We start from the raw sequence: 25342 nt of genomic DNA, 5'->3' as shown, positions 1-25342 counted from the left end.
CGAGGATTAGGGTGTCAGCCCTTTGCCATCCAGCCAATCGCGGATCAGCGTCTTGAGCCGCGCGCCGTCGAAACTGGGGAAATGCCCGCCATGCACGAGCCGAACCGGCAGGTCATGCAGTCGTTTCATCGAGGCGATGTAATGGTCGGGATTGGCGTGATAGGTGTCCTCGATCAGCGGCCCGTCATAGACGATGTCGCCTGAAAACAACATCTCCGTCGCCTTCTCATAGAGAGCTATCCCGCCCGGGGAATGGCCTGGCGTATGGATCACCTCGAAGTGCCGATCGCCGAGATCGATGACGTCGCCGTCTTCGAGGATGCGGGTCGCAGGCGCCGCCTTGACTCCGTAGCATTTCGAGCAATAGGGCTCTGGCGGCAGGGCGTCGAAGATCTCGTCGGTCACATAGGGATCGGCGAGCGTGTTGGCGCGGGTCGGGTTGGCGAGCAGATCCGCCTCCGCAGCATGCACCGCGCGGCATTCGAATTCGTGGTGGCAGCCGATATGGTCGAAATGCGTGTGGCTCGCCACCGCAATCAGGTCGCGCTCGGTCACCAATGGCGCCCATTCCCGGAGCGACACCACGCCCATGCCGCTGTCGACCAGCATGTCGCGATCCCGCCCGCGCACATGCCAGATGTTGCAACGGTAGAATTCCTGGATGAAAGGCTCGGAAATGGCGGTCACGCCGTCGGCGAGCCTGCGGGTCGCATACCAGTCTTCGGGCTTCACTCTCTTCATGTCGGTCCTCATTCGGCAGGAAGCACGACGATCGTCTCGGCAGGCGCCGCCAGCATCAGCCTGTCGCCGCGCTTCGGCTCCGCCGATTGCGGCAGATGCGCAACGAGGACCGTATCGGCTGAGCGGGTCGAGCGCAAATGGCAGCGCTGATGCGTTCCGAAGAAGGCTGCGTCTTCCACCAAGGCTTCGCCGAGATCGACCGAGGGACCCTGCCCTTCGCCGCGGAAATGCTCCGGCCGGATCACCACCGTTGCATTCTGTCCCGCGACGGGTTCGCCTGATGTTAAGGCGTCGCGCGGCAGAACAAGCCGGCCTACTGCGGTCTCCATCGCCATCTCGGTCGCGTCGAGCGCGGCGATACGGGCCGGGATTATGTTGGCCTCGCCCATGAAGCCGGCGGCGAAGAGCGACCTGGGCTTTCGATAGATGCGCGAGGGCGCGCCGAAATCCTCGATCCGACCCTTGTTCATCACCACGATCCGGTCGGCGATGGCCATCGCCTCTTCCTGGTCGTGGGTGACATGCACGAAGGTCGTGCCGACGCGCTTCTGGATCGCCTTCAACTCGTCCTGCATCTGCCGGCGAAGCTTGAGATCGAGTGCGCCGAGCGGTTCGTCGAGCAACATGACGTCGGGATCGACGGCGAGTGCGCGGGCGAGCGCCACGCGCTGGCGCTGGCCGCCGGACAACTCATGCGGCTTCTTAAAAGCGGATGTCTTCAATCCAACGAGATCCAGGAAATCCAGCGCTTTGGCGTCGCGAACGGTGCGCTCCTGCCCGCGCATGCGCAGGCCGAAGCCGACATTGGCGAGCAGCGTCATATGCGGAAACAGCGCGTAGTCCTGGAAGACGGTGGTGGTCGGCCGCTTGGACGGCGCCACATGCGTCATGTCACGGCCGCCGATATGGATCTCGCCTTCGCTCGGTTCGAGAAAGCCGCCGAGAATGGAGAGAAGCGTGGTCTTGCCGCAGCCGGAGGGGCCGAGCAGAACGATGAATTCGCCTGCCTCGATCTCCAGCGACACATGGTCCAGCGCGGTGAACTGGCCGAAGACGCGGGTGGCGTTGCGGATCGACAGGTCGGCTGTCATGGGCGGGTCCTTGCTTTTCTGAACACCGTGAACTCGGCGAGGAACAACAGCGCGATCGACACGAGGAAGACGAGGCTGCCGATGGCGTTTGTCTTAGGATTGAGGCCGGAGCGCAGCATGCTCCAGATTTCGACGGGAAGGGTGACGTCGAAGCGCGAGAGCAGGAAGGCGATGATGAACTCATCCCAGCTGAAGGTGACCGACAGGAAGAAGCTGGCGAGAATCGACGGCGCAAGCATCGGCGCCGTCACCAGCGCCACCACCTGCCATTCCCGTGCTCCGAGATCGCGGGCTGCGCGTTCGATATTGACCTGATGGCCGCCTATCGAGGCGTAGATGATCGCAAAGCAGAGCGGCATGTTGATCACGACATGGCCGACGCCGATTGTGAACAGCGACAGCGGCACGCCGAGGCGGTTGAACAGCGCCAGCAATCCCAAGCCGATGATCAGCGTCGACACCGACATCGGCGCCGCCAGCAGCCCGCGCATCAGCGCCGAAGCGGGCAGTGTGTGTCTTGCCAGACCGTAAGCTGCGAGAAAGCCGAGAAGGCAGGACACGAGCGAGGAGACGACTGCGACGATCAGCGAATTGAACAGCGCGTCCATCAGGCCCCGATCGCTCAGCACTTCTCCGTACCAGCGCAACGTCAGACCGTGCAGCGGCGGCACCGGCAGCGACCCATCCTGGAAGGAAAAGATCACCAGCACCGCGACAGGCAGGAAGATGAAGATGTAGACGGCGACTATATAAAGCGCGGAGAGAAGAAGCGTGAGGCGGCGCATCAGTTTCTCTCCATCTTCAGCCAGCGGGCGGCCGCGAGATAGGCGACGACGACGACAGCCATCAGCACGATCGACAGCGCGGCGGCGAGCGGGAAATCCGCCCGGCGTCCCAACTGCATCATGATGATCTGCGGCAGCGTCAATTCATTGTTGCCGCCGAGGATCTGCGGCGTGATGTAATCGCCGATGCAGAGCACGAAGCTCAGGAAAGCGCCGACCATGACGCCCGGCAGCGTCAGCGGCAGGATCACATGCCAGAAGGTCTGGAACGCGTTGGCGCCGAGATCGGCGGCGGCGCGGCGGTAGTTCGGCGAAAGCTGAATGAGATTGGCATAGATCGTCAGCGTCAGCAGCATGACGAAGAAATGCACGAAGCCGATCACCGTGCCGGACCTGTTGGCCGAGAGTTGCAGCGGCTCGGAAACCAGGCCGAGCGTCATCAGCGCATCATTGACCACGCCACCTTTGGACAGAACCAGCAGCCAGGAATAAGAGCGGACGACATAGGAGGTCCAGAAGGGCAGGACCGCGAGGATGAGCGCCAGGCGTCGAAACCGGGCGGGAACGATCTCGGCGATGATGAAGGCCAGCGGATAAGCGATCAGGATCGAGATGATCGTCACCGTCGCGGTGATCTCGAGCGACACGAAGAGCGCCTTGTACATCGGCTCCTTGGTGAGGAACGCCATGTAGTTGACGCTTGTCCAGGGCGGACCGATCTCACGGCCCTGCCGGGTCCAGAGGCTGATCACCGCCATGAACAGGAAGGGGATCACGAAGAACAGCGCTGTGAAGCCGAGCGCGGGCAAGGTGAAGGCCCAGCCTCGTCGGCGTTCGGCGCGTTCGAATGCGGTGGATGACATGGGACGTCACTCTTTGGGAGGCGTTCGCACAGGGATCGATCGTCCGCGCCGGAACCGGCGCGAACGATGAAGGACAACGTCGAAACGTCAGTTCTGCAGCATTTCCGTCCAGATATCCTGCATCTTGCCGTCGAGATCGGCGTCGACGACCGGATAGAGCTGGGTGTTCTTGAGATAGCCAGCCTGCTTGTCCCAGCGCAGCGCTGATTTTTGCTGATCATTCAGCACAGCGCCAGCTTTCTGGTTGGCCGGCATCGCCCAATAGCAGGAGGAGGTCGCAAGCCGCGCCTGACCCTCGGGGCTCAGGATATATTGCACGAATTTCAGCGCCAGATCCTGCTTGGTCGAATCCTTGAAGACGCCGATCGACTGCGACCAGCGCACCGCGCCCTGCTTCGGCACGGTCCAGTCGAGATTGGGCTTTTCCGCCGTCAGGCCGGCCGTCACCCATTCGCCGCCGCCGAGGATGATGTCGACTTCGCCCGACACCAGCGCGGTCTGCGAGGAGACGACGTCGGAGACCTGGCGTGCGTTCTTCTTGAGCGCGATGAGGCGGTCCTTGATGGCCGGGAGATCGGCTTCGGCGAGGCCGGCCGTCTTCTTGCCGATCTCGATGGCGGTGATGCCGATCAGCGGGAGATAATAGTCGTAAACGGCGATGCGGCCCTTGTATTTCTCCGACCAGAGTTTGGAGAGATCCTCCATGTCGGCCGGGTCGACCTTGGTCTTGTCGTAGGAAATGGTGTTGTAGCCGAATTTCTCGGTGACGGCGTAGATCTTGCCGTCCTTGCCATTGTTCTCGTCCATGCGGACTTCCGGGAAGATGTCGCCGAGCGGCAGCTTGTCCTTCGGCAGTTCCGCGAGGATGCCCATGCCCGAGACACGCGGCACGTCGACGCCGTCGACCACGAATACGTCCCAGTCGCCGGGCTGCGATTGTTCGACGATGGAAAGGCCCGCGCCGGTGCCTTCATATTCCTTGAGATTGACCTTGACGTCGTTGGCCTTTTCGAAAGGTTCGATCAGCGCCGGATCGGTGTGGTCGCACCAGACCAGTGCGTTCAGTTCTTCCTGCGCACGCGCCGTGGCCGACAGGCCGAGCATAATGGCGGCGGTTGACATGAGCATGCTGCGGACGCGCGCGCCCGTGACTTGGCTTTTCATGATTTTCCCTCTGGTTGAACGAATGGTTTCGATCAGTCTGGCGCTCGTCGCGGCGCCTTGAGAAAAAAATTGAACGAATTCATTTTTTAAGTCAACATAGAAAATGAACCGGTTCAGGAGGCCGTGCGGGAGAAGAATGACGAGTCTGAGGGAGAGGAAGAAAGCCGATAAGGAAAAGCGAATTCTCGAGGCGGCGACCCGGCTGTTTCGCGAGCAGGGCTATGACCACGCCCGCATGGAGCATATCGCCGATATGGCGGAGGTTTCGGTCGGCACGCTCTACAATTATTACGAGAACAAGGGCGACATTCTCATGGCGACCGTCAATATGGAGGTGACGGAGGTGCTGGACGCCGGCGAGGCGATCGTCGCCGATCCCCCCGCCGATGTCGAAAAGGCGGTCAATCGCCTGGTCGATCAGTATTTCGACCACTCGCTGTTTTATCTCTCCAAGGAAATGTGGCGGGCGGCCATGGCGATCTCCATCCAGCAGCCGGATACGCCGCTGTCGAAAGCCTACACCGAACTCGACCAGCGCCTGTCCGCCCAGATGGTGCGATTGATCGAGACGCTGCAGGCGCGGCGTCTGGTGGGCGCCGCGGTGTCGGCCCGCGCGGTCGGGGAAGTGCTGTTCAACAACCTCAACATGATGTTCATTGAATTCGTGAAGGACGAGCCGCAACCCCTCGCTGTGCTGAAGGCCAGGGTCGCAGAGCAGCATGGGCCGATTGCGCGGTTGATCTCGGGTGAAAGAGCTGCAATCGCCTCGACCGCCCGTTAACCATTGCCATGGGCGCGTGAGCCAAAAGCCGAAACATGCGCGCCACGTCTCAAAAATTCGCTCCAAAATTTTCGACCATCTTCACGCATGGAAATTGTCGTTGAAAATCAGATGCATGAACTGAGGCTACGCGTGGGTGCGTCTCGCGACGCACGGGATTATCAACTGTTTGGCCCCCTGTCGACGCGCCGTCTTGAGACCGCCGGCATGAGCCTCCGAAATGGAATTTTAACCTTCATTTCCTATCAATGATGGTGTTCAAATTCCTTCAATGAGTGATCGAAGTTCATGCGTCTGCCGAGAACCAATCTTACCCCTGCCCAAATCGCTGATCTTGAGCAGGGAGCCGCGCCGGACGGCCTGCAATCTTCAACCTCCGGCGCCGGCAGTCTTGAAAAACTTCGCGAGATGGCCAGCAAGATGCGGCAGAGCCAGGGGGCGACCGACTGGGAGAATCATTTCTTCCTCGCGCCCAATGTCCGCTTCACCCGCACCCCCGAGCGGGTGTTTCTGACCACCGATTCCGGCTCGCTCGACGCCGAAGCCGCCAAGGCGATCGAATCCTCGGCCGGCGGCATGGTCGCGCCCGCCGCGCCGCGCGTGCTGTCTGAACCGGCGCAGCCTGTCGTCGCGCCTGAGGCTATGACTGCCAAGGCGCCGGCTCCCGCGCCGTCGCCGTCCCGTCCGCCGCTGCTTGCGCCGCAGATCCGCGCCGCTCGCGCCGCGGCCGCAGAGCGTCAGGCACAGGTTCAGGCCCAGGCTCAGGCTCCCAAAATCGAAGCTCCCGTGCCGCCGGCGTCGAAGCCCGAGCCGGTCCTGCGCGCGGCCCAGGCACCGACCATCAAGCTGACGTCGGCCGAACAACGTGGCGACGCCGACTTCCAGACCGCGATGTTGCTTACCGGGCGAATGGATGCGCCGTCTTACGGCGCCGAGCCCAAGATCGAGATCCGCCCGACTGCGACGCCGCTCAAGATTACGCCTGTCGAACAGGTTCCAGCCGCGCCGGCGCCGGTCGTCGCATCCGGTCCACTGACGGCGATGTCGCATCTTTCGGACTTTGCTTTCTGGGAAGCGCTGGAGCAGGACGAGGATGCGGTGGCGCCGCCGCCGGTAATCTATGCCGAGCTTCGACCGATCACCAAGCCGCCAGCGCCCGTCCAGCGGCAGCCACTCAAGATCGAGCCAGTCGTTCAGCAAGCTGCCGCGCCGCAAGCGCGGGTCGCGCCGATGCAGCCAGCTCTGTCAATGCGGCCCGCAGATAGCGCGTCGCCGGGTGCGGCGGTGTCCGCGCCGCAGAATGCCGTCGATCCGCTCGCCGCTTCGGGTCTTGCTCTGAAGCCGGTCGAGACGACGGAGGCTCCTGCTGTTGAGGCTGTTCCCAAGATGGCCTTCCCCTGGGCGCGCGGCGCGCGTTCGGCTGCGCCTGTTGTCGCCCCGAGCCTTGTCCAAGCGCCGATCGTGGCTGCGCAGCTGATTTCTCCGGCTTCTGTCGCCATCGCCCCCGCGCCTGTGATCGTCGAGGACATGACCGAGCCGCCGGCGCCGCCGCGCGCGGCCGTGCCGCAAAAGGCGCTGAGCCCGGTGCGCCCCTCCGGCGGAATTCCGGTCGCCATGCCCTTTTCGATCGAGGCGATCGGCTTCAGCCGCGCCGCCGACGGGTCCTACGAGTTCCCGCCGCGCGAATTGCTGCAGGATCCGCCGGAACAGCAGGGTTTCGTGATGTCCCAGGAGCAACTCGAGCGCAATGCCGGGCTTCTGGAAAGCGTGCTGGAAGATTTCGGTATCCGCGGCGAGATCATCCATGTCCGCCCTGGTCCTGTGGTTACGCTCTATGAATTCGAACCCGCCCCGGGTGTGAAATCCTCGCGCGTCATCGGTCTGGCCGATGATATCGCCCGCTCGATGTCGGCTCTGTCGGCCCGCGTCGCCGTGGTGCCCGGCCGCAATGTCATCGGCATCGAATTGCCGAACGCCACCCGCGAAACGGTCTATTTCTCCGAGCTGATTGACAGCCAGGATTTCTCCAAGACCGGCTTCAAGCTGCCGCTCTGCCTCGGCAAGACGATCGGCGGCGAGCCCGTCATCGCCGAACTCGCCAAGATGCCGCATCTTTTGGTCGCCGGCACCACCGGTTCCGGCAAATCGGTGGCGATCAACACCATGATCCTGTCGCTCATCTATCGGCTCAAGCCGGAAGAATGCCGCCTGATCATGGTCGATCCGAAGATGCTGGAACTCTCGGTTTATGACGGCATCCCGCATCTGCTCACCCCCGTCGTGACCGACCCCAAAAAGGCCGTCCTTGCGCTGAAATGGGCGGTGCGCGAGATGGAGGAGCGCTACCGGAAAATGTCGCGCCTTGGCGTGCGCAATATCGACGGCTACAACGCCCGCGCCGCCCAGGCCCGCGCTACCGGCGAGACCGTGTCGCACACCGTGCAAACAGGCTTCGAGAAAGGCACCGGCGAGGCGATCCACGAGACGCGCGACATGGACCTGTCGCCCATGCCCTATATCGTGGTGATCGTCGATGAAATGGCCGATCTGATGATGGTCGCCGGCAAGGAGATCGAAGGCGCGATCCAGCGTCTCGCCCAGATGGCCCGCGCCGCCGGCATCCATCTGATCATGGCGACGCAGCGTCCCTCGGTCGATGTCATCACCGGCACGATCAAGGCCAACTTCCCGACTCGCATCTCCTTCCAGGTGACGTCGAAGATCGACAGCCGCACCATTCTCGGCGAGCAGGGCGCTGAACAGCTTCTCGGCCAGGGTGACATGCTGCATATGGCCGGCGGCGGCCGCATCGTCCGCGTGCACGGCCCCTTCGTCTCCGACGAGGAAGTCGAGAAGGTCGTGTCGCATCTGAAATGCCAGGGCAAGCCTGACTATCTCGACACCGTCACGACGGATGAAGAGGAAGACGGCGAGTCCGAGCAGGACCAGGCCGTGTTCGACAAGACGGACATGGGCGGCGATGACGGCGATCTCTACGACAAGGCCGTCAAGGTGGTGTTGCGCGACAAGAAATGCTCGACCTCCTATATCCAGCGCCGTCTCGGCATCGGCTATAACCGCGCCGCCTCGCTGGTCGAGCGGATGGAGAAGGAAGGTCTGGTGGGCGCCGCCAACCATGTCGGCAAGCGCGAGATCATCAGCCAGCGTGATCAGGCCCCGGTCGCCGAGGAAGAATAATCAACCCGCTGCGGCGCGTCGCTCCCCGGCGGCGCGCGGCGACCTTGGAGGCGGAAGCATGGATTCCTCTTCCGCATCCTGCGGCTCGCCCCAGAAGGCGTCGAGCCGCGGACCATCCTTGATGCGCTTGTCGCGGAACAGGTAATTCTTCCATTCGAAGAACCACACGCGCCGGCCCATCCTGGTGTACCAGCGCATGGCGTGGCGGACATCCTTGTCCGGATGAAACAGGATGCGCGCGAGCGCCTTGGGCCGCGCCTGCATCATCACCTCGATCGTCTTCATCCACAGCGTCAGCCGCCAGGAGGGAAGGCCGGCTTCCAGCACCTGATGCTTGTAGTCCCAGCGGCGCTGATCGAGCTGGATCACCTTGCGGTCGGCGGCGATGCGGAAATAGGGCGTCCAGCGATGCGGCGTCACATAGAGCGCCTGGATCTGGTCCGGATCGTAAGCCAAGAGCACCCGGAACAGCCGCCAGAGATCGGCGTCGCGCTCCTGCTTGAAGCCGGCGACCCAGGTGGCCATGGAAATGATCCCATGCGCCCGGAGCAGCTCGATCGCCTTGCGGTCCTTCGCTGTGGAGCCACCCTTCTTGATGAGATCGAGCGTCGATTCGTCGATATTCTCCATGCCGAGCAGCCAGCGGATGACCCCGGCCTTCTTGTAGAGATGCAGGATATCGGCGTCGCGGACGATATCGTCGGCGCGGGTCGAGCCGACCAGCAGCACCTTCACGTCTTCCGTAATCAGCGCCTCGAGGAAGGCCTGCCAGGCCTTGCGCGACGAAGTCGGGTTCTCGTCGGCGAAATTGAAGACCTCGACGCCCTCCTCTCGATGAAGGCGCGCGATCTCCTTGGCGAACAGCACCGGGTCGCGATGCCGCCAACGGGTCCAGAAGCCCCTCTGGCCGCAATAATTGCAGAGATGCGGGCAACCGCGCGAAAACTGCACCACCACGGCCCGTTTGCCGCCCCAATAGCTGTAATCGGCGTGGTCGATCAGTTCCCAGCCTATTCGGTGCGCGTCGAGATCGGCGATGGCGGCTGAGGGACGAGTAGAGACAATACGGTTCCCAGCGCGATAGGCGATGCCGGGAATGGCAGAGAGATCGGCGCCCTCTGCCAAAGCTTTGATCAGTTTCGGAGCCGTCTCCTCGCCTTCGCCGCGCACGATGGCCGTGACATAGGGCTCTTCCGTCAGGATTTCCCGCCAGTGATAGGTGGGAAAGACGCCGCCATAGACGATGGTGATCTCGGGTCTGAGCGCCACGATCCGCTGCGCAGCGAGCCGGATGACCGGATGTCCGGAGGTGGAGCCGGAATGACCGAACAGGACCGCGTCCGGCTGATGCCGGAGCGTTTCGGCGACAAGAGCGTCGACTGAGAGGTTTTTGAGATCGCCATCCACCAGTCGCACATCATGGCCGGCATCGATCAGCGGCCCGCCGATCGAGAGCAGGCCGAGCGGTGGCAGGTGATCATTCGGAATTCGGCTGCCGATCGATGGATGGGCCGCATTGACGAGTGTGATGCGCATGGCTGTTGTCCCTTCGTTGTTTTTCCTGAGAAGAGACGGGGAAGGTGGCGGTGTTGAGCCGGAATTGTCCGCGAATCGCGGCGGCTTTGCGGAATTGTGAGGGCCGGTCGGTTCCGGGAAGACAGACGCGGAGTCGCCGTGGACAGGCAAACGCCCTCCATTTGCGCCTGTGTTGCCTATCGCATAGGCAGAATGGGCGTTTGCCTGCAAAGCACGCCGTCTCAGACGTTGATTTCCTCGACAATCGCAAACTGGCCCGCCGCTTGCATCGCTATAGCTGAGTTGGCCGCTAGGGTTCCGGCGCAGAATGCGCGACTGGTCCGAGAGCAGCCACCGGCGGGGGAGACATCCCGCCGGGTGCACGGCGGGACAAAAGCCCGGGAGACCTCGTTAGCCAAGGGATTGGCGGCGTTGGTCTATGCCGATCCCTTTCAAGACAAGAAGGGGAATGCACGTGAAGACAATCAGCAAAATACTCGCAACCGCCGCAGCGACTGCTCTCATCACCTGGGGTGGTTTGAGCGGCGCGATGGCCGAGCCGAAGAAGGACTTCAAGGTCGCCTGGTCGATCTATGTCGGCTGGATGCCCTGGGGCTACGCCAAGGATCATGGAATCGTCCAGAAATGGGCGGACAAATATGGCATCAAGATCGAAGTCACCCAGTTCAACGACTATGTCGAATCGATGAACCAATACACCGCCGGCGCTTTCGACGCGGTGACGCTGACCAATATGGACGGCCTGTCGATCCCGGCAGCGGGCGGCGTCGACACGACCGCCGTGATCGTCGGCGACTTTTCCAACGGCAATGACGCGATCATTCTGAAGGGCAAGGACAAACTCGAAGACATCAAGGGCCAGAACGTCAATCTGGTGGAATTCTCGGTGTCGCATTATCTCCTGGCGCGCGGTCTCGAAAGCATCGGCTCCTCCGAACGCGATGTGAAGGTCGTCAACACGTCGGACGCCGACATGGTTGCAGCTTACAAGACGGCGGATGTAACCGCAGTCGTGACCTGGAACCCGCTGGTCGCTTCGATTCTCGAAGATCCGACCGCAAAATCGGTGTTCGACAGCTCCAAGATCCCCGGCGAAATCATGGATCTCATGGTGGCCAATTCAGATGTGCTGAAGGACAATCCCGATTTCGGCAAGGCGCTGGCCGGCATCTGGTATGACACGATGACGGTCATGACTGCCGATAGCGCCGAAGGCAAAGCCGCGCGCGAGGAAATGGGTAAGGCGTCGGGCACGGATCTCAAGGGCTTCGAGGCGCAGATGGCGGCGACCAAACTGTTCGACAAGCCCGCCGACGCCGTGGCGTTCACCGCTTCGCCCGATCTGCCGAAGACGATGAATCTGGTGCGGAACTTCCTGTTCGAAAAGGGTCTGCTCGGCAGCGGCGCGCCTTCCGCCGACGTCATCGGCATTGAAATGCCCGACGGCTCCGTTCTCGGCGACAAGGGCAATATCAAGTTCCGCTTCACCACCAGCTTCATGGATGCGGCGGAAAAGGGAACTCTCTGATCACCCGTCATCGGCGGGCCTTCGAGCCCGCCGCCTTTCCACGTTCGACCGGAGCCCATGATGCGGTGGATCAACACTCATCCCAGCAAAGGCGCGCGACTGGCCCTGATGCTTGCGCCTTTCGTGCTGGTCCTCATCGCCTATGCGATCGGTTCGGCGGCCCGTCTCGCCGAAAACCCCAATGACAAGCTGCTGCCGGGACTTGCAGGTTTCGCCACCGCGATCGATCGTTTCGCGTTTACGGCGGATGTCCGCACCGGGGATTATCTGCTTTGGGTCGACACAATGGCAAGCCTGATCCGACTGGTTTCGGGCCTCGGGATCGCCACGCTGATCGCTCTTATCCTGGGCATGTTGATCGGCATGCTGCCCTATATGCGTTCGGCACTGTCGCTTTTCGTGGCCACGGTGTCGATGGCTCCGCCCTTGGCTTTGCTGCCGATTCTGTTCATCATCGCGGGCCTTGGCGAGACGTCGAAGATCGCGCTGATCGTCATCGGCGTTGCGCCGATCATGATCCGCGACCTCGCTTTGACAGCTGTCAACCTGCCGCGCGAACAGATCATCAAGGCTGAAACGCTGGGCGGATCGTCCTGGCAGATCGGGCTGCGCGTGGTGCTGCCGCAGATATTGCCGCGCCTGATCACCACGCTCCGGCTGCAGCTCGGCCCGGCCTGGCTGTTTCTGATCGCTGCCGAAGCGATTTCCGCCGATGCCGGTCTCGGCTACCGGATCTTCCTCGTCCGCCGCTATCTCGCGATGGACGTGATCTTCCCCTATGTCGTCTGGATCACGCTGCTCGCAGTCGCCGCCGACTGGCTGCTGGATCGGCTGCGCATCCGCCTCTTTCCCTGGTCAGAACTGGAGAAGCAGGCATGAGCGCGCTGAAAATCGACAATGTATGGAAGGAATATGGCGACCAGATCGTGCTCGAAAGCGTATCGATCGATATCGAAGACCGGGCTTTCGTGGCTCTCGTCGGTCCCTCCGGCTGCGGCAAGACCACCTTTCTGCGCATGCTGCTCGGACAGGAGCGGCCGACGCGCGGTCAAATCCTGATCGATGGCGCGCCCTTGCCGCCTGAACCCGGGCCCGATCGCGGCGTGGTGTTCCAGCGTTATTCGGTGTTTCCCCATCTGACCGTGCTCGGCAATGTGCTGCTTGGCCGGGAATTGACCCGCTCCCCTCGCCTCGCGCGTCTGTTCGGCGCCGAACGCAAGGCGGCGATCGAGGATGCGCGGGAGATGCTGGCGCAAGTCGGACTGTCCCGTTCCGAGGACAAATATCCGGCGCAGCTGTCCGGCGGCATGCAGCAGCGATTGGCGCTGGCGCAGGCGCTGCTGATGAAGCCGAAAGTGCTTCTCCTCGACGAACCATTCGGGGCGCTCGATCCCGGCATTCGCGCCGAAATCCATGTGCTGATGAAACGTCTCTGGCACGAGAACCCGATGACGGTGGTCATGGTCACCCATGACATGCGCGAAGCCTTCACGCTCGCCAGTCGCGTCGTCGCATTCGAGCGTCCGCGCGACCGTCCCGAGGAAAAACTGCGCTACGGCGCGACGATTACCCGCGACATTCCCATCTGGCCGCCGCGCCGCGCCGGCCAGGCCTCTCTCATCCGACCAGACCGGGACGGCCCGGCGCCCAAAGGTCTCTAGCCGGGACGACCCGGATTTATGTTAAGGAGAAGAACGGTGCATATCCGACGTTCGCCCGAAGAAATCGCCGCCAATCGCGCCCGCTATGAAGAGCATCAGCGCAAAGGGCTTGAATTTGCTCCCAAGGCCCTGCCCGGAAAGAGCGCCAAACCCGCCCCTGAGCTTGTCGCCGATCAGGTTCTGCACCGGGAAACCGTTCCCGGCGGCTGGTATTGGGCGACCCGGGTCCGCAAAAACGAGATCCTGCGCGTGAGCCTCGATCACGGTTTTTCGACCATAACGCTTGTCGCCTGGAAGGCCGACGAGCCCAGCGAGAGGCTGAACCTGCCGGATACCGTGAAGGTTCAGTGGACCACGGGCCTCGGCAAAGGCCGTGTCATTCTTTCGGATATGGGCACGGTGATGTTTTCGATCACCGAGGATTCCTGTGCTGCGCATGATTGCCTGATGGGCGGATCGACGGCGTCCTCCAATGCGCGGAAATATGCCGGCGCAAACGGCGCCGAGATCCGCAACACGCGTGACAATCTCGTCAAGCTGACCACGAAACTCGGTCTCGACCGCCGCGACATTCCCGCAGCGCTCGCGCTGTTTGCGCCGGTTCGCGTCGATGACGACGGGCGGTTCGTCTGGAAGCCGGAACTGGTGGAAGATGGCGATTATGTCGATCTTCGCGCCGAGATGGACATGCTGGTCGGCTTTTCCAACTGCCCGCATCCGCTCGATCCAAGCCCTGTCTATGCGCCCAATCCGGTGACGATCACGCGCATTGCGGCAACCGAGCCGGCGGCGGACGATCTCTGCCGCACCGCCACCGCCGAAGCCGTGCGCAGCTTCGAAAACAACGCATTGGCTGTGATCTGAGGAGGTCCTGATATGAGCAAGTTTATCGTCACCTCCCCTGCCCGCACGCCCGAAACCGCCGTGCAGGATCATTACATCCCCGCCGAAGCGCCGTTTTCCACCATTGTTCGCAAGGGGCAGGTTCTCCGCATCGAGGACAGCTTCGGCCAGCAGGCCATCGACACGCTGTTCTACAATGCGGAGGATTATTCCGAGCGCTATTCGAACCAGGATACGATGCGGGAACAGGGCGCGGCCTATGTGACCACCGGCACCAAGATCATCTCAAACGAAGGTAAGGTGATGCTGACCATGACGGCGGACAGCTGCGGTCGTCACGACACCTCGGCCGGGGCCTGCTCCTGCGAGAGCAACACCGTGCGGTTTGGTCACGTCGCCAAATATCTGCATGCCTGCCGCGATAATTTCGTGCTCGAAGTGGCGAAATACGGCATGGGTAAACGCGATGTGCCGCCCAACATCAATTTCTTCATGAATGTGCCGATCTCGCCAAGCGGCGAGATGACCATCGTCGACGGCATTTCCTCGCCCGGCGATTATGTCGAGATGCAGGCCGAGATGGATGTGCTGCTGGTGATTTCCAATTGCCCGCAGATCAACAATCCCTGCAACGGGTTTGATCCCACGCCGATCCGCGTGTTGGTCTGGGATGGCGAGGCCGGCTGATGTTCAAGAAAGTCCTGATCGCCAATCGCGGCGAAATCGCCGTCCGCATCATCCGGACGCTGAAGCGCATGGGCATCGCCTCCGTCGCCGTCTATTCCGACGCCGACCGTTTTTCCAAACCGGTGCTGATGGCGGATGAAGCCGTGCGGCTGGGTCCTGCGCCTGCCTCCGAAAGCTATCTGAATGTCGATGCGGTCGTTGCGGCCTGCAAGCAGACCGGCGCGGAGGCCGTGCATCCCGGCTACGGCTTCTTGTCCGAGAATATCGGCTTTGCGGAGCGATTAAAGGCGGAAGGCATCGCCTTTATCGGCCCGACGCCCGACAATATCGCCGCCTTCGGATTGAAGCATACGGCGCGCGAGCTGGCGCGGGACAGCGGCGTGCCGCTGCTGCCGGGCACCGGGCTCATCGAAACCGGCGAGGAAGCCCTGAGCGCGGCTCTTGAGATCGGCTATCCCGTCATGCTGAAATCCACCGCCGGCGGCGGCGGCATCGGCATGCAGCTCTGCCATGACGCGGAAAGCCTGAAAGCCTCTTTCGACAGCGTGCAACGCACAGCGAAAGCGAGTTTCGGCGACGCCCGCGTCTTTCTCGAACGCTTCGTCTCCAAGGCCCGGCATGTCGAGGTGCAGATCTTTGGCGATGGCCAGGGACGCGTCATCGCGCTCGGGGAACGCGACTGCTCGCTGCAACGTCGGAACCAGAAGGTGATCGAAGAGACGCCGGCCCCCGGCCTGAGCGATGCAGTGCGTGAGCGCCTGCATGCCGCAGCAGTCGCGCTCGGCGCATCCGCCAAATACACGTCGGCGGGTACCGTCGAGTTCATCTATGATCCCGCTCGCGCGGAATTCTATTTTCTCGAAGTGAACACCCGGCTTCAGGTCGAGCATCCGGTGACGGAAGCCGTGTTCGGCGTCGATCTCGTCGAATGGATGATCCGCCAGGCCGCCGGAGAGGATGTGCTGACGGGTAAGAATGTGCTTACGCCGAAAGGCGCCGCCATCGAGGCGCGCGTCTATGCGGAAATGCCGCATGCAGGCTTCCGTCCTAGCGCCGGATTGCTGACGGACGTGGTGTTTCCCGAAGGCGTCAGGGTCGATGGATGGGTGGAAACCGGCACGGAGGTGACGCCTTTCTATGACCCTATGCTGGCCAAGGTGATCGTGTCAGCTGAAACGCGGCAGCTGGCGATCCGGGCGCTGGCAGATGCGCTTTCGCAGTCGGCCATCTCCGGCATCGAGACCAATCTTGAGTATCTAAAGGCGATCGCCGCGTCAGACCTGTTCAAGTCGGGCGATGTCGCGACCACCGCGCTCAAGGATTTCGACTTCACGCCCGATGTCATCGAAGTGGTGGCGCCGGGCGCGCAATCGAGCCTGCAGGAGCTTCCCGGTCGTCTCGGTCTCTGGCATGTCGGCGTTCCCCCGAGCGGGCCGATGGATGAACGCTCTTTCCGCCACGCGAACCGCCTCGTCGACAATGCCGATGAGACGGCGGCGCTAGAACTGACGGTGTCGGGTCCGGTGCTGAAATTCTGCGCCGATGTCGTCTTTGCGCTTGCCGGCGCGGACATGCCGATGACGCTTGATGGAGAGCCGGTCGCACACAACAGCACGATTGCGGCGCGCGCGGGCCAGACGCTGGCTGTCGGCGCGATCAAGGGCGCGGGGCAACGCGCCTATCTGGCGGTAGCCGGCGGTTTTGATGCACCCGTCGTTCTGGGATCCCGCGCGACCTTCGGGTTGGGTCAATTCGGCGGCAACGCCACGGGCACGCTCCGCGCCGGCCATGTGCTGCGGCTGGCGCGGGCTTCCCAATCCGGCGCCAGGCCCGCAACAGAGCCTGCGGATCTCACCCGCGAATGGAGCGTAGGCGTGCTCTATGGGCCGCATGGCGCGCCGGATTTCTTTCTCGATGAGGACATCGAGACGCTGTTTTCGACGGATTACGAGGTGCATTTCAACTCCGCCCGCACCGGCGTCCGCTTGATCGGCCCGGCGCCGAAATGGGCTCGCGAGGACGGCGGCGAAGCGGGGCTGCATCCCTCCAACCTGCACGACAACGCCTATGCGATCGGCGCGATCGACTTCACCGGCGACATGCCGATCATTCTCGGCCCCGATGGCCCAAGCCTCGGCGGCTTCGTCTGCCCGGCGGTGATTGCGCGCGACGGACAGTGGAAGATGGGCCAGTTCAAGCCGGGCGACACGATCCGCTTTCATCCGGTGGCGCGGGAGGGGGATGTGGGATCAGCTTCCGCGATACCCCCCTCTGTCCTGCCGGACATCTCCCCCTCAAGGGGGGAGATTGACGGGCGGCAGGGGAGTCACTCACTTTCGACACCACTTTCTGGGCAAGGATCGAGCATCTTGCCAATCTCCGCCCTTGAGGGGGAGATGGTCGGCAGATCAGAGGGGGGTACGGCTTGGCGCGCCCTCGCCGGCTCCCCCATCCTCGCCACCCTCAATTCTGGCCCCGTTCCAGTCGTCTATCGCCGTCAGGGCGACGACAATCTGTTGGTCGAATATGGCCCCATGCAGCTCGATATCGCCTTGCGGCTGCGCGTCCATCTTTTGATGGAGGCGGTAAAGGCGGCGAAACTGCCCGGCCTGATCGATCTGACGCCGGGGATTCGCTCGCTGCAAATCCACTACGACAGTCTGACTCTGTCGCGGTCGCATCTCTTGGGATTATTGGCGGAGATCGAGCAAAGTCTGCCGCCGGTCTCGGAGGTCAAGGTTCCGAGCCGCACCGTCTATCTGCCTTTGTCCTGGAACGATCCGGATGCCGAGCTGGCGATGCGGAAATACCAGGAACTCGTGCGGCCGAACGCGCCCTGGTGCCCATCGAACATCGATTTCATCAGGCGAATCAATGGCTTGGCGGATGAGCAGGCGGTGAAGGACACGATTTTCGACGCCTCTTATCTGGTGCTCGGTCTCGGCGATGTCTATCTCGGCGCGCCGGTCGCCACACCCGTCGATCCCAGGCACCGGCTGGTCACCACCAAGTACAATCCCGCCCGCACCTGGACGCCGGAGAACGCCGTGGGTATCGGCGGGGCCTATATGTGCATCTACGGCATGGAGGGCCCCGGCGGCTATCAGCTGTTCGGTCGGACGATCCAGGTCTGGAACACCTGGCGCCAGACGCCTGTCTTCGGCAAGGACAAGCCCTGGCTGCTCGATTTCTTCGACCAGATCCGCTTCTTCCCGGTAAGTCACGACGAACTAAAGGAGGCGCGCGCGGCCTTCCCGCATGGCGGCTATCCGATTCGGATCGAACAGGGCGAGTTCTCCTACGCCGATTACGAGAAAATGCTCAATGAGAATGCCGCCAGCATCGGGGCCTTCAAGGCCCGACAGCAATCCGCTTTCGAAGCCGAACGGCAGCGATGGAAGGAGCAGGGCCTCGACAGCTTCGTCTCCGACGAAGGGGCCGCCGGCGGACTGGCTGGCGATATTCCCGAGGGATGTTTCGGCGTTGAAAGCGCCGTGCCCGGCAATGTCTGGAAAGTGCTCGTCGACGAGGGGCAGCGCGTGGCGCCGGGCGATACGCTCGCGATCATCGAATCGATGAAAATGGAAATCAACATCACTGCTCATGCCGCCGGCGTCGTGCGCGAATTGCGCGCCGGACCTGGGCGAAATGTCAAGGCCGGCGATGTGCTGGTGGTTCTGGAGGACAAGTAATGCTCCCGCAAATTCTCGACATCGCATCGCTCAAAGCTGCTTATGCGGGCGGCCTGCCGCTTCTCGATCTGGTCGAAGAGGTGATTTCGCGCATGCAAGCGTCGGAAGATCCCGCAATCTTCATCACACCCGTATCATCGGAGGACCTGCGCGCAGCGGCAAAAGCCCTTCTGGCGCGGGCGCCGGAGCCGAACAGCCTGCCGCTCTGGGGCATTCCGTTTGCGGTGAAGGACAATATCGACGTTTCAGGCTTTCCGACCACAGCAGCCTGCCCCGCTTATGCCTACACGCCTGAAGAGGACGCCACCGTCGTGGCGCGGCTCAAGGCTGCAGGGGCGCTGGTGATCGGCAAGACCAATCTCGACCAGTTCGCCACCGGACTCAACGGCACGCGCTCACCCTATGGCGCGCCGCGATCTGTGTTCGACAGCGCGTACGTTTCCGGCGGTTCGTCCTCGGGCTCGGCCGTTGCTGTCGCCTCGGGATTGGCGGGCTTTTCGCTGGGCACCGACACGGCAGGCTCCGGCCGCGTTCCCGCCGCCTTCAACAATCTGGTGGGGGTCAAGCCAACGCCCGGTCTCGTGCCGAATGTCGGCGTAGTGCCGGCCTGCCGCAGCGTCGATGTCGTCACCGTCTTTGCTGCGACCGTCGGCGACGCGACGTCCGTTCGCAAGGTCATGGACGGATATGACGCGCAGGATCCGTTCTCGCGTAAGGCTGATCCGACCGCCCTGCCCTCTTCCGGACTTCGGATCGGCGTTCTCGACGGCGCCGAACGCGAATTTTTCGGCAATTCCGAGGTGGAAGCCTTGTACGACGCCGCGATCGAGCGGGCGAAAAGCCTCGGCGCGACGATCGTGCCCTTCGACTATGCGCCGTTCCGGCAAGCGGCGGAACTGCTCTACAATGGCCCATGGGTGGCCGAGCGCTTGGCGGCGGTCAAGGATTTCATCTCCTCGAACGCCGATGATGTCGATCCGACCGTCCGCAAGATCATCGAAGGCGCGAAAGCCTATAGCGCGGTCGACGCCTTCGAAGGCCTGTACAAGCTCGGCGCCCTCGGCCAGAAAGCCAGAGCGGAATGGGAAAAACTCGACATTCTCATGCTGCCGACCTCGCCGACCACCTACACGGTGGAAGACATGCAGGCCGATCCGATCGTCAAGAACAGCCATTTCGGCCGCTACACCAATTTCGCCAATCTGTTCGGCTATGCGGCGATCGCCATTCCGGCCGGCTTCGACTCGAAGGGTCATCTGCCGGCGGGCGTCACGCTGTTCGGCCCCGGATTCTCCGATGACGCGCTCGCGCCCTTCGCCGACGCCATGCATCGCGCGCTCGGAGCCGGCATGGGCAAGGATCGGCAGGCGGCGCTGCCTGAAGCGAGCAAAATCGCTGACGCGCCGTCCGGCTGGGCGGAAATCGTGGTGGTCGGCGCGCATCTCACGGGCATGCCGCTCAATCATGAATTGACCGGTCCTGGCGGGCGGCTGATCAAAGCCTGCAAGACGGCAGGCGATTATCGCCTCTATGTCCTGCCCAACACCACGCCGCCGAAGCCCGGTCTCATCCGTGACCCCGGCTTTTCCGGCGCCGGGCTCGATGTCGAGGTCTGGTCGATCCCCTATGACGCCTTTGGTCGCTTCGTGGCGAATATCCCCTCCCCGCTCGGCATCGGCAAAGTGACGTTGGACGACGGCAGCCAGGTCTCAGGCTTTGTCTGCGAACCCTTCGCTGTCCAAGGCGCGCGCGAGGTCACCGATCTCGGCGGCTGGAGGGCCTATATCGCCTCGTTGAAGACATAGAGAACGGGGCATGGGGCCCGATGATCGTGTCGGGTCCCCGCTTGCATGGCGCGCGGGCCTTGTTTAGGAAACACAGGATAAGAGGATCCAGGCGCGTGCGCCTGACCGTAGACTGTAAGGCCGCCTTCCCGGCGGTCAGGCGAGACGAGGCTGTCCGTGACCAATGTGATCAAGTTCGAACCGCGGAAAAAGCCGGAAGCCCCGAAGCCCCCTCGTCCGGAATGGCAGAAAAAGGCTTTGATCGGCGCTGGCGTGGCGGCGTTTTTCGTTGTCGTCTGGGCCTATTACGCTTTCATCGCGCCAGCTCAGCCGCCCGCGCCCTGACGCGCCGCACGAGCGAGCGCCGCCTCGAGCTTTCTAAACACCAGTTCATCCGTCATCTGCGCTACGTTGAAGCGCATGAAGCCGGTCGCCGTTTGCGCATGGCTGAAGGCGTTGCCCGGCGCCAGAACCAGATTGTCCTTGAGCGCCGCGCGCGCCACATCGGCTGCATCGAGCCCCTCCGGCAGCCGGCACCACAGGAACATGCCGGCGTTCGGCTCGATCCAAGGCGTGATCCCGAGCTTCTGCAATTTTGTCATGGTTGACAGCCGCGCCTGCGACAGCCGCGCCCGCAATGTTTCCAAGTGTTTTCGATAGCCGCCGTCGCTGAGCACGGCGTAAGTGATATCGGCCGACAGCCGCCCTCCCCCGAAAGACGTTGCGATTTTGATGTCGATCAACCCATCGATCCAGTCGCGCTTGGCGGCGATATAGCCGCAGCGCGCCGAGGCCGACAGCGTCTTGGAAAAGCTGCCGATCTGGATCACCCGTTCCAGCCCGTCGAAGGCTGCGAGCCGTGGAGCGGGACGCTCTTCGAAATCGGCGAAGATGTCGTCTTCGATGATCACGAGATCGTGGATTTCAGCCTGTTTCAGCACCCGATGCGCCGTGACGGCCGACAGCACGGCGCCGGTAGGATTGTGGAGTGCGGAATTCGTAAGATAGATCCTGGGCCTATGCTCCCCGGCGGTCCGCGCAAAAGCGTCGAGATCGGGACCATGTGGGGTATAGGGGACGCCGACGATCCTGGCGCGGTGTGCGCGCAGCAAGGCCTGGAAGTTGAAGTAGCAGGGGTCGTCGACCATCACCACGTCGCCCGGCGAGATCAGCAGCCGGCAGAGAAGGTCGATTGCCTGGATGCCGGATTCGGTGAGCATGATCTGGTCGGGGCCGGCCTCGACGCCCTTTTCCGCCATTCGCCGCGAGAGAAGCGTGCGGAGCGGGGCGAGACCGAGCGGAGAACTATAGGCCATCAAGCCCGCCGCCGGCGCGCGCGACGCCTGCCGCAACGCCTTCCGCATCCCCTCCTCCGGCAGCCAGGAAGACGGCAGCCATCCGCAGCCCGGCTTCGCCTCGTCGTCGCCGCTCTCCAGAGATTGTCTCGAGACCCAGAAGGGATCGATGGCCCGGTCGAGGCGGGGTTCGGACGCGGCGACATCGAAGGGCGCTATGGCGCGGGCCACGAAGAAGCCGGCGCCGGGCCGCGACGTTATCGCGCCTTCCGCCAACAACCGATCATAGGCCTCGACGATCGTCGAGGTGGAGACGCCCAGCGTGGCGGCCAGCTTTCGGATCGACGGTAGTTTGGCGCCTGTCGCAAGGCTGCGACTCGCGATGCGCTGGCGGATGACATCCGCCGCCATGACCGCGCGGGGCGCCGCCTTTGGGGAAGCCTCGTTCATCTGTACTGATCCTTGCGCCATAACAGTTCTGTCAAACTGTATCAGACTGTTTCTGGCGATGCGAGCGAGACGCGGTCATAAGCGCTGAAAACAGGAGTGGCCTATGACGCGCGAAAGATCCGGTTTGGTGAACGGCTTGATCGGGGTGATCATCTTCAGCGGATCGCTGCCCGCCACGCGCCTGGCGGTCGCCGATTTCGATCCCTTGTTTCTGACGGCGGCGCGCGCGGCCATCGCCGGTCTTCTCGCGCTCGGTCTGCTGATGATCTTTCGGCAAAAGCGGCCGGCCCGCGGCGATCTCGTTTCTCTCTATCTGATCGCCGGCGGCGTGGTGGTCGGCTTCCCGCTGTTGACGGCGTTGGCGCTGCGCACGATCACCTCGGCGCATTCCATCGTCTATATCGGCCTGCTACCGCTCGCGACCGCAGCCTTTGGCGTCATGCGCGGCGGCGATCGTCCGCGTCCGGCCTTCTGGATCTTTTCGACGCTCGGCAGTCTCTGCGTTGCGAGCTTTGCGCTGCTGCAGAGCGATGTGCGCCTGGCGGCGGGAGACGCGCTGATGGTGGCGGCCGTTCTGGTCTGCGGGTTGGGTTATGCCGAAGGCGCGCAGCTATCGAGGCGGCTGGGGGGATGGCAGGTAATCTCCTGGGCTCTGGTTCTGTCGCTCCCGGTCATGCTCGGCGCGGCCCTTGTGCTGTTGCGATGGCAAACGCATGCGATCGGCGGTCCTGCGCTCTTCGGCCTCGCTTATGTCTCTGTCTTCAGCATGCTGATCGGTTTCGTGTTCTGGTATCACGGCCTGGTTATGGGCGGCGTGGCGGCGGTCGGGCAGTTGCAATTGCTGCAGCCCTTCTTCGGCCTTGCGCTTGCGGGGTTGTTGCTTGGCGAACCGGTCAGCCCGGCAATGCTCGTCGCCACGGCCGGCGTCATCGCCTGTGTCGCCGGCGCGCGTCGCTTCAGCCCCCTGCCAGGCAACGCAATCGGGAAGAGTTGACAGCTGGCAACTCGGTTGACGGCTGCGGGAAAGCCGAGGAAATGTCGCGTTGCTCCGAATTGCCTTGGGTCCCGCGCCGTGCTAGCTCCGATACAGGGTTTTGCGTGTGGAGGCGCTAGCCCTGGGAGGAGACAGCATGCATGTGATGATTATCGGCGCCGCCGGCATGATCGGGCGCAAACTCGTCGACACGCTCGTCGCCGATCCCCGGGCGCTCGGCAGGGATGTCTCGCATCTGACGCTCGTGGATGTCGTTGCCGCTTCTGCGCCGGCAAACCTAGCATCGACGGTCACTGTCGCCAATCTCGCTGAAACCGGCTCCGCTGCACGGCTCATCGCCACGCGCCCGGACATGATCTTTCATCTCGCAGCGGTGGTGTCCGGCGAGGCGGAAGCCGATTTCGAAAAGGGCTATGCGGTCAATCTGGATGGGACCCGCAATTTGTTCGAGGCCATCCGGCTGGAGGGGGCAGGGGAGCCCTATCGCCCGCGCCTCGTCTTCGCCTCCTCGACCGCCGTCTTCGGTTCTCCCTTTCCCGACGCCATCGGCGATGAATTCCTTACGGCTCCTCTCACCAGCTACGGAACGCAGAAGGCCATCGCGGAACTGTTGCTGTCTGACTATTCGAGGCGCGGCGTGTTCGATGGCGTCGGCTTGCGCCTTCCGACCATCTGCATCCGACCCGGCGCGACGAACAAGGCGGCCTCCGGTTTCTTCTCCGGCATCCTGCGCGAGCCCTTGAATGGCGAGGAGGCGGTGCTTCCCGTAGAAGAGGATGTCCGGCACTGGTTCGCGAGCCCGCGCGCCGCGGTCGGCTTTTTCCTGCGGGCGGCGCAGATGGATTTGACGCCGGTCGGGCCCAGACGCAATCTCACAATGCCCGGTCTGTCGGCGACGGTGGCCGAACAGATCGACGCCCTGCGCCGGATCGCCGGCGACGAGGCCGTGCGGTTGATCCGGCGTCAACCCGATCCAGTGATTGCGCGCATCGTGGCGGGCTGGCCGATGAACTTTCAGGCGGATCGTGCGCGCGAACTCGGCTTCCGGGCCGAAACCAGTTTCGAGGACATCATCCGCATCTATATCGACGACGAAAGGGGAGGGCGTGCGCCATGACCGGAACTCAGAGACAGCACAAAGGCGTGGCGCTCGTCACGGGCGGCGGTACGGGTGTCGGCAAGGCGATTGCGCACGGCTTGGCGCTCGCCGGTTGGACTGTCGTCATCAGCGGTCGACGTGCGGAGGTGCTCGACCAGGCGGCGTCCGAGTTGAAAGCAGGCAGTGGCCGGGACGCGATGGCGGTGGCCGCCGACGTCGGCAACCCCGCGTCCGTCGCCGATCTCTTTTCGCGGATCGATGCGACATATGGACGGTTGGATCTTCTCGTCAACAATGCCGGCGTCGGCGCCCCGGCCGTGCCCTTGGAAGAGTTGAGCTATGAGAGCTGGAGCGCCGTCGTCGCGGCAAATCTCACCGGCGCGTTTCTCTGCACGCAGCAAGCCTTTCGCCTGATGAAGGCGCAACAGCCGCGGGGCGGGCGGATCATCAACAACGGCTCGATTTCGGCGACGACGCCGCGCCCGAATTCAGCCCCCTACACGGCAACCAAGCACGCCATTTCCGGATTGACCAAGTCGACCGCGCTCGACGGCCGTCCCTTCGATATCGCCTGCGGCCAGATCGATATCGGCAACGCCTCGACGGAGATGACCACCACGATCGCCAAGGGTGTTCTGCAGGCGAATGGCGATATCGCTGCGGAGCCGATGATCGATGCCGGACTGGTGGCCGATGCCGTCGTCTATATGGCGGGACTGCCGTTGGACGCGAATGTGCTCACGATGACGGTCATGGCGACCAAGATGCCGTTCGTCGGGCGCGGGTAGGATAGGGGCGGGGTCGCGCCCGGACGCCTGCGGAAAGATGAGCGCCGGAACATTTGCCTGCTGTTGTCGATGTTGCCAGCTGTCAACAGAGGGGAGGCCGAGGCGAATTTCGCCGTATGGCCTGAAGGGCCTTTTCCACGCCATGAGTGTTCGCCGACCAAAGCCCAAGCTCGGGCAATCTCAGGCGAAAAATATAGGGCATATAGGCGGCATTCGCCGGCCTCTTCGATACCGGTTGATAATAACGCATATATTTCAACACGTTATCATTTTTCTTTTGTTGCTTTTGATTTTCCGGTTGACGGTGTGGGGGGTGGTTTGTATAAGCCGGGACATCGACGGGGGCGGCGGTTGCTTCTAGC

Annotated in this window: 20 protein-coding genes, 2 pseudogenes and 1 riboswitch; of the genes and pseudogenes, 14 read left to right on the top strand and 8 right to left on the bottom strand. The window is 62.9% G+C overall.

The annotated features are described in order from the left end of the window. Positions 1–6: 6 nt before the first annotated feature. From OCK01_RS19945 to OCK01_RS19920, 5 genes are all read right to left on the bottom strand, one after another. Positions 7–741 carry an MBL fold metallo-hydrolase gene (locus OCK01_RS19945; protein WP_263825465.1) on the bottom strand — a complete coding sequence of 245 codons (735 nt, stop codon included), beginning with the start codon at positions 739–741 and terminating at the stop codon, positions 7–9. A gap of 8 nt (positions 742–749) precedes the next feature. Continuing rightward, positions 750–1832: an ABC transporter ATP-binding protein gene (locus OCK01_RS26590; RefSeq protein WP_412179044.1), complete on the bottom strand. Its 1083-nt coding sequence runs from the start codon at positions 1830–1832 to the stop codon at positions 750–752. Beyond that, positions 1829–2617, bottom strand: coding sequence for an ABC transporter permease (locus OCK01_RS19930; RefSeq protein WP_263825464.1), 789 nt, complete (start codon positions 2615–2617; stop codon positions 1829–1831). Before OCK01_RS19930 ends, OCK01_RS26590 begins: the two co-directional genes overlap by 4 nt. Next, positions 2617–3480 (bottom strand): ABC transporter permease, encoded by an 864-nt coding sequence (locus OCK01_RS19925; protein WP_263825463.1) that lies wholly within the window; start codon positions 3478–3480, stop codon positions 2617–2619. The genes OCK01_RS19930 and OCK01_RS19925 overlap by 1 nt, the downstream gene beginning before the upstream one ends. 87 nt (positions 3481–3567) lie before the next feature. Continuing rightward, positions 3568–4644, bottom strand: coding sequence for an ABC transporter substrate-binding protein (locus OCK01_RS19920; protein ID WP_412179043.1), 1077 nt, complete (start codon positions 4642–4644; stop codon positions 3568–3570). Positions 4645–4780: 136 nt separating this feature from the next. On the opposite strand from OCK01_RS19920, the gene OCK01_RS19915 reads away from it, so the two are divergent. Together OCK01_RS19915 and OCK01_RS19910 are read left to right on the top strand one after the other, a co-directional pair. Next, entirely contained in the window at positions 4781–5425 is a 645-nt protein-coding gene (locus OCK01_RS19915; RefSeq protein ID WP_263825462.1) for a TetR/AcrR family transcriptional regulator, read from the top strand. 408 nt (positions 5426–5833) lie between these two features. Beyond that, complete coding sequence (locus OCK01_RS19910; RefSeq protein WP_263825461.1) at positions 5834–8623, top strand: DNA translocase FtsK; 2790 nt, start codon at positions 5834–5836, stop codon at positions 8621–8623. Here the strand turns inward: OCK01_RS19910 and bchE are convergent, their stop codons facing one another. Beyond that, positions 8624–10159, bottom strand: a complete 1536-nt coding sequence (bchE, locus tag OCK01_RS19905) for a magnesium-protoporphyrin IX monomethyl ester anaerobic oxidative cyclase (protein ID WP_263825460.1) — start codon at positions 10157–10159, stop codon at positions 8624–8626. A gap of 278 nt (positions 10160–10437) precedes the next feature. Beyond that, a riboswitch (guanidine-I (ykkC/yxkD leader) is annotated at positions 10438–10545 on the top strand. Positions 10546–10613: 68 nt separating this feature from the next. Between bchE and OCK01_RS19900 the strand changes: the two genes are divergently transcribed. The 9 genes and pseudogenes from OCK01_RS19900 (at position 10614) to OCK01_RS19865 (ending at position 20699) form a co-directional block, all read left to right on the top strand. Next, the gene (locus tag OCK01_RS19900) at positions 10614–11687 is read left to right on the top strand and encodes a putative urea ABC transporter substrate-binding protein (protein ID WP_263825459.1); all 1074 of its coding nucleotides are present in this window, start codon (positions 10614–10616) and stop codon (positions 11685–11687) included. 60 nt (positions 11688–11747) lie between these two features. Beyond that, complete coding sequence (locus OCK01_RS19895; RefSeq protein ID WP_263825458.1) at positions 11748–12566, top strand: ABC transporter permease; 819 nt, start codon at positions 11748–11750, stop codon at positions 12564–12566. After that, on the top strand, positions 12563–13348 hold the full coding sequence (locus OCK01_RS19890; RefSeq protein ID WP_263825457.1) for an ABC transporter ATP-binding protein: 786 nt from the start codon (positions 12563–12565) through the stop codon (positions 13346–13348). Before OCK01_RS19895 ends, OCK01_RS19890 begins: the two co-directional genes overlap by 4 nt. A gap of 36 nt (positions 13349–13384) precedes the next feature. Further along, positions 13385–14212 (top strand): urea amidolyase associated protein UAAP1, encoded by an 828-nt coding sequence (locus OCK01_RS19885; protein WP_263825456.1) that lies wholly within the window; start codon positions 13385–13387, stop codon positions 14210–14212. A gap of 12 nt (positions 14213–14224) precedes the next feature. Next, entirely contained in the window at positions 14225–14878 is a 654-nt protein-coding gene (locus OCK01_RS19880; RefSeq protein ID WP_263825455.1) for an urea amidolyase associated protein UAAP2, read from the top strand. Further along, positions 14878–17112: pseudogene (locus tag OCK01_RS26475) on the top strand (5-oxoprolinase/urea amidolyase family protein); the annotation flags it as partial. The gene OCK01_RS19880 and the pseudogene OCK01_RS26475, both read left to right, overlap by 1 nt. Before the next feature lie 156 nt (positions 17113–17268). Continuing rightward, positions 17269–18570: pseudogene (locus tag OCK01_RS26470) on the top strand (carboxyltransferase domain-containing protein); the annotation flags it as partial. Next, positions 18570–20375, top strand: a complete 1806-nt coding sequence (gene atzF, locus OCK01_RS19870) for an allophanate hydrolase (protein WP_263825453.1) — start codon at positions 18570–18572, stop codon at positions 20373–20375. The pseudogene OCK01_RS26470 and the gene atzF, both read left to right, overlap by 1 nt. A gap of 156 nt (positions 20376–20531) precedes the next feature. Beyond that, entirely contained in the window at positions 20532–20699 is a 168-nt protein-coding gene (locus OCK01_RS19865; protein WP_182829912.1) for a hypothetical protein, read from the top strand. On the opposite strand, the gene OCK01_RS19860 is transcribed toward OCK01_RS19865, so the two are convergent. Further along, entirely contained in the window at positions 20681–22120 is a 1440-nt protein-coding gene (locus tag OCK01_RS19860; RefSeq protein WP_412179042.1) for a PLP-dependent aminotransferase family protein, read from the bottom strand. The genes OCK01_RS19865 and OCK01_RS19860 overlap by 19 nt on opposite strands. Before the next feature lie 82 nt (positions 22121–22202). Here OCK01_RS19860 and OCK01_RS19855 point away from each other — a divergent pair, with 82 nt between their 5' ends. The 3 genes from OCK01_RS19855 to OCK01_RS19845 all read left to right on the top strand — a co-directional run bounded on the left by OCK01_RS19855 (position 22203) and on the right by OCK01_RS19845 (position 24980). Further along, entirely contained in the window at positions 22203–23093 is an 891-nt protein-coding gene (locus tag OCK01_RS19855) for a DMT family transporter (RefSeq protein WP_263825451.1), read from the top strand. A gap of 136 nt (positions 23094–23229) precedes the next feature. Then, entirely contained in the window at positions 23230–24210 is a 981-nt protein-coding gene (gene denD, locus OCK01_RS19850; protein WP_263825450.1) for a D-erythronate dehydrogenase, read from the top strand. Beyond that, positions 24207–24980, top strand: a complete 774-nt coding sequence (locus tag OCK01_RS19845; RefSeq protein ID WP_263825449.1) for an SDR family oxidoreductase — start codon at positions 24207–24209, stop codon at positions 24978–24980. The genes denD and OCK01_RS19845 overlap by 4 nt, the downstream gene beginning before the upstream one ends. A gap of 82 nt (positions 24981–25062) precedes the next feature. On the opposite strand, the gene OCK01_RS19840 is transcribed toward OCK01_RS19845, so the two are convergent. Next, the coding region (locus OCK01_RS19840; RefSeq protein WP_263825448.1) for a hypothetical protein at positions 25063–25342 on the bottom strand (280 nt) is incomplete at its 5' end.

Source organism: Rhizobium sp. TRM95796 (genome assembly GCF_025779995.1).
Taxonomy (GTDB): domain Bacteria; phylum Pseudomonadota; class Alphaproteobacteria; order Rhizobiales; family Rhizobiaceae; genus Rhizobium_E.
Note: the sequence above shows the minus strand (reverse complement) of the source record. Positions and strands in the feature narration are given on the sequence as shown.

Excerpts from the sequence above, each read along its gene's own strand:
- OCK01_RS19945 (WP_263825465.1), bottom strand. The coding sequence starts at position 741 with ATGAAGAGAGTGAAGCCCGAAGACTGGTATGCGACCCGCAGGCTCGCC.
- OCK01_RS26590 (WP_412179044.1), bottom strand. The coding sequence starts at position 1,832 with ATGACAGCCGACCTGTCGATCCGCAACGCCACCCGCGTCTTCGGCCAG.
- OCK01_RS19930 (WP_263825464.1), bottom strand. The coding sequence starts at position 2,617 with ATGCGCCGCCTCACGCTTCTTCTCTCCGCGCTTTATATAGTCGCCGTC.
- OCK01_RS19925 (WP_263825463.1), bottom strand. The coding sequence starts at position 3,480 with ATGTCATCCACCGCATTCGAACGCGCCGAACGCCGACGAGGCTGGGCC.
- OCK01_RS19920 (WP_412179043.1), bottom strand. The coding sequence starts at position 4,644 with ATGAAAAGCCAAGTCACGGGCGCGCGCGTCCGCAGCATGCTCATGTCA.
- OCK01_RS19915 (WP_263825462.1), top strand. The coding sequence starts at position 4,781 with ATGACGAGTCTGAGGGAGAGGAAGAAAGCCGATAAGGAAAAGCGAATT.
- OCK01_RS19910 (WP_263825461.1), top strand. The coding sequence starts at position 5,834 with ATGGCCAGCAAGATGCGGCAGAGCCAGGGGGCGACCGACTGGGAGAAT.
- bchE (WP_263825460.1), bottom strand. The coding sequence starts at position 10,159 with ATGCGCATCACACTCGTCAATGCGGCCCATCCATCGATCGGCAGCCGA.
- OCK01_RS19895 (WP_263825458.1), top strand. The coding sequence starts at position 11,748 with ATGCGGTGGATCAACACTCATCCCAGCAAAGGCGCGCGACTGGCCCTG.
- OCK01_RS19890 (WP_263825457.1), top strand. The coding sequence starts at position 12,563 with ATGAGCGCGCTGAAAATCGACAATGTATGGAAGGAATATGGCGACCAG.
- OCK01_RS19880 (WP_263825455.1), top strand. The coding sequence starts at position 14,225 with ATGAGCAAGTTTATCGTCACCTCCCCTGCCCGCACGCCCGAAACCGCC.
- atzF (WP_263825453.1), top strand. The coding sequence starts at position 18,570 with ATGCTCCCGCAAATTCTCGACATCGCATCGCTCAAAGCTGCTTATGCG.
- OCK01_RS19860 (WP_412179042.1), bottom strand. The coding sequence starts at position 22,120 with ATGGCGCAAGGATCAGTACAGATGAACGAGGCTTCCCCAAAGGCGGCG.
- OCK01_RS19855 (WP_263825451.1), top strand. The coding sequence starts at position 22,203 with ATGACGCGCGAAAGATCCGGTTTGGTGAACGGCTTGATCGGGGTGATC.
- denD (WP_263825450.1), top strand. The coding sequence starts at position 23,230 with ATGCATGTGATGATTATCGGCGCCGCCGGCATGATCGGGCGCAAACTC.
- OCK01_RS19845 (WP_263825449.1), top strand. The coding sequence starts at position 24,207 with ATGACCGGAACTCAGAGACAGCACAAAGGCGTGGCGCTCGTCACGGGC.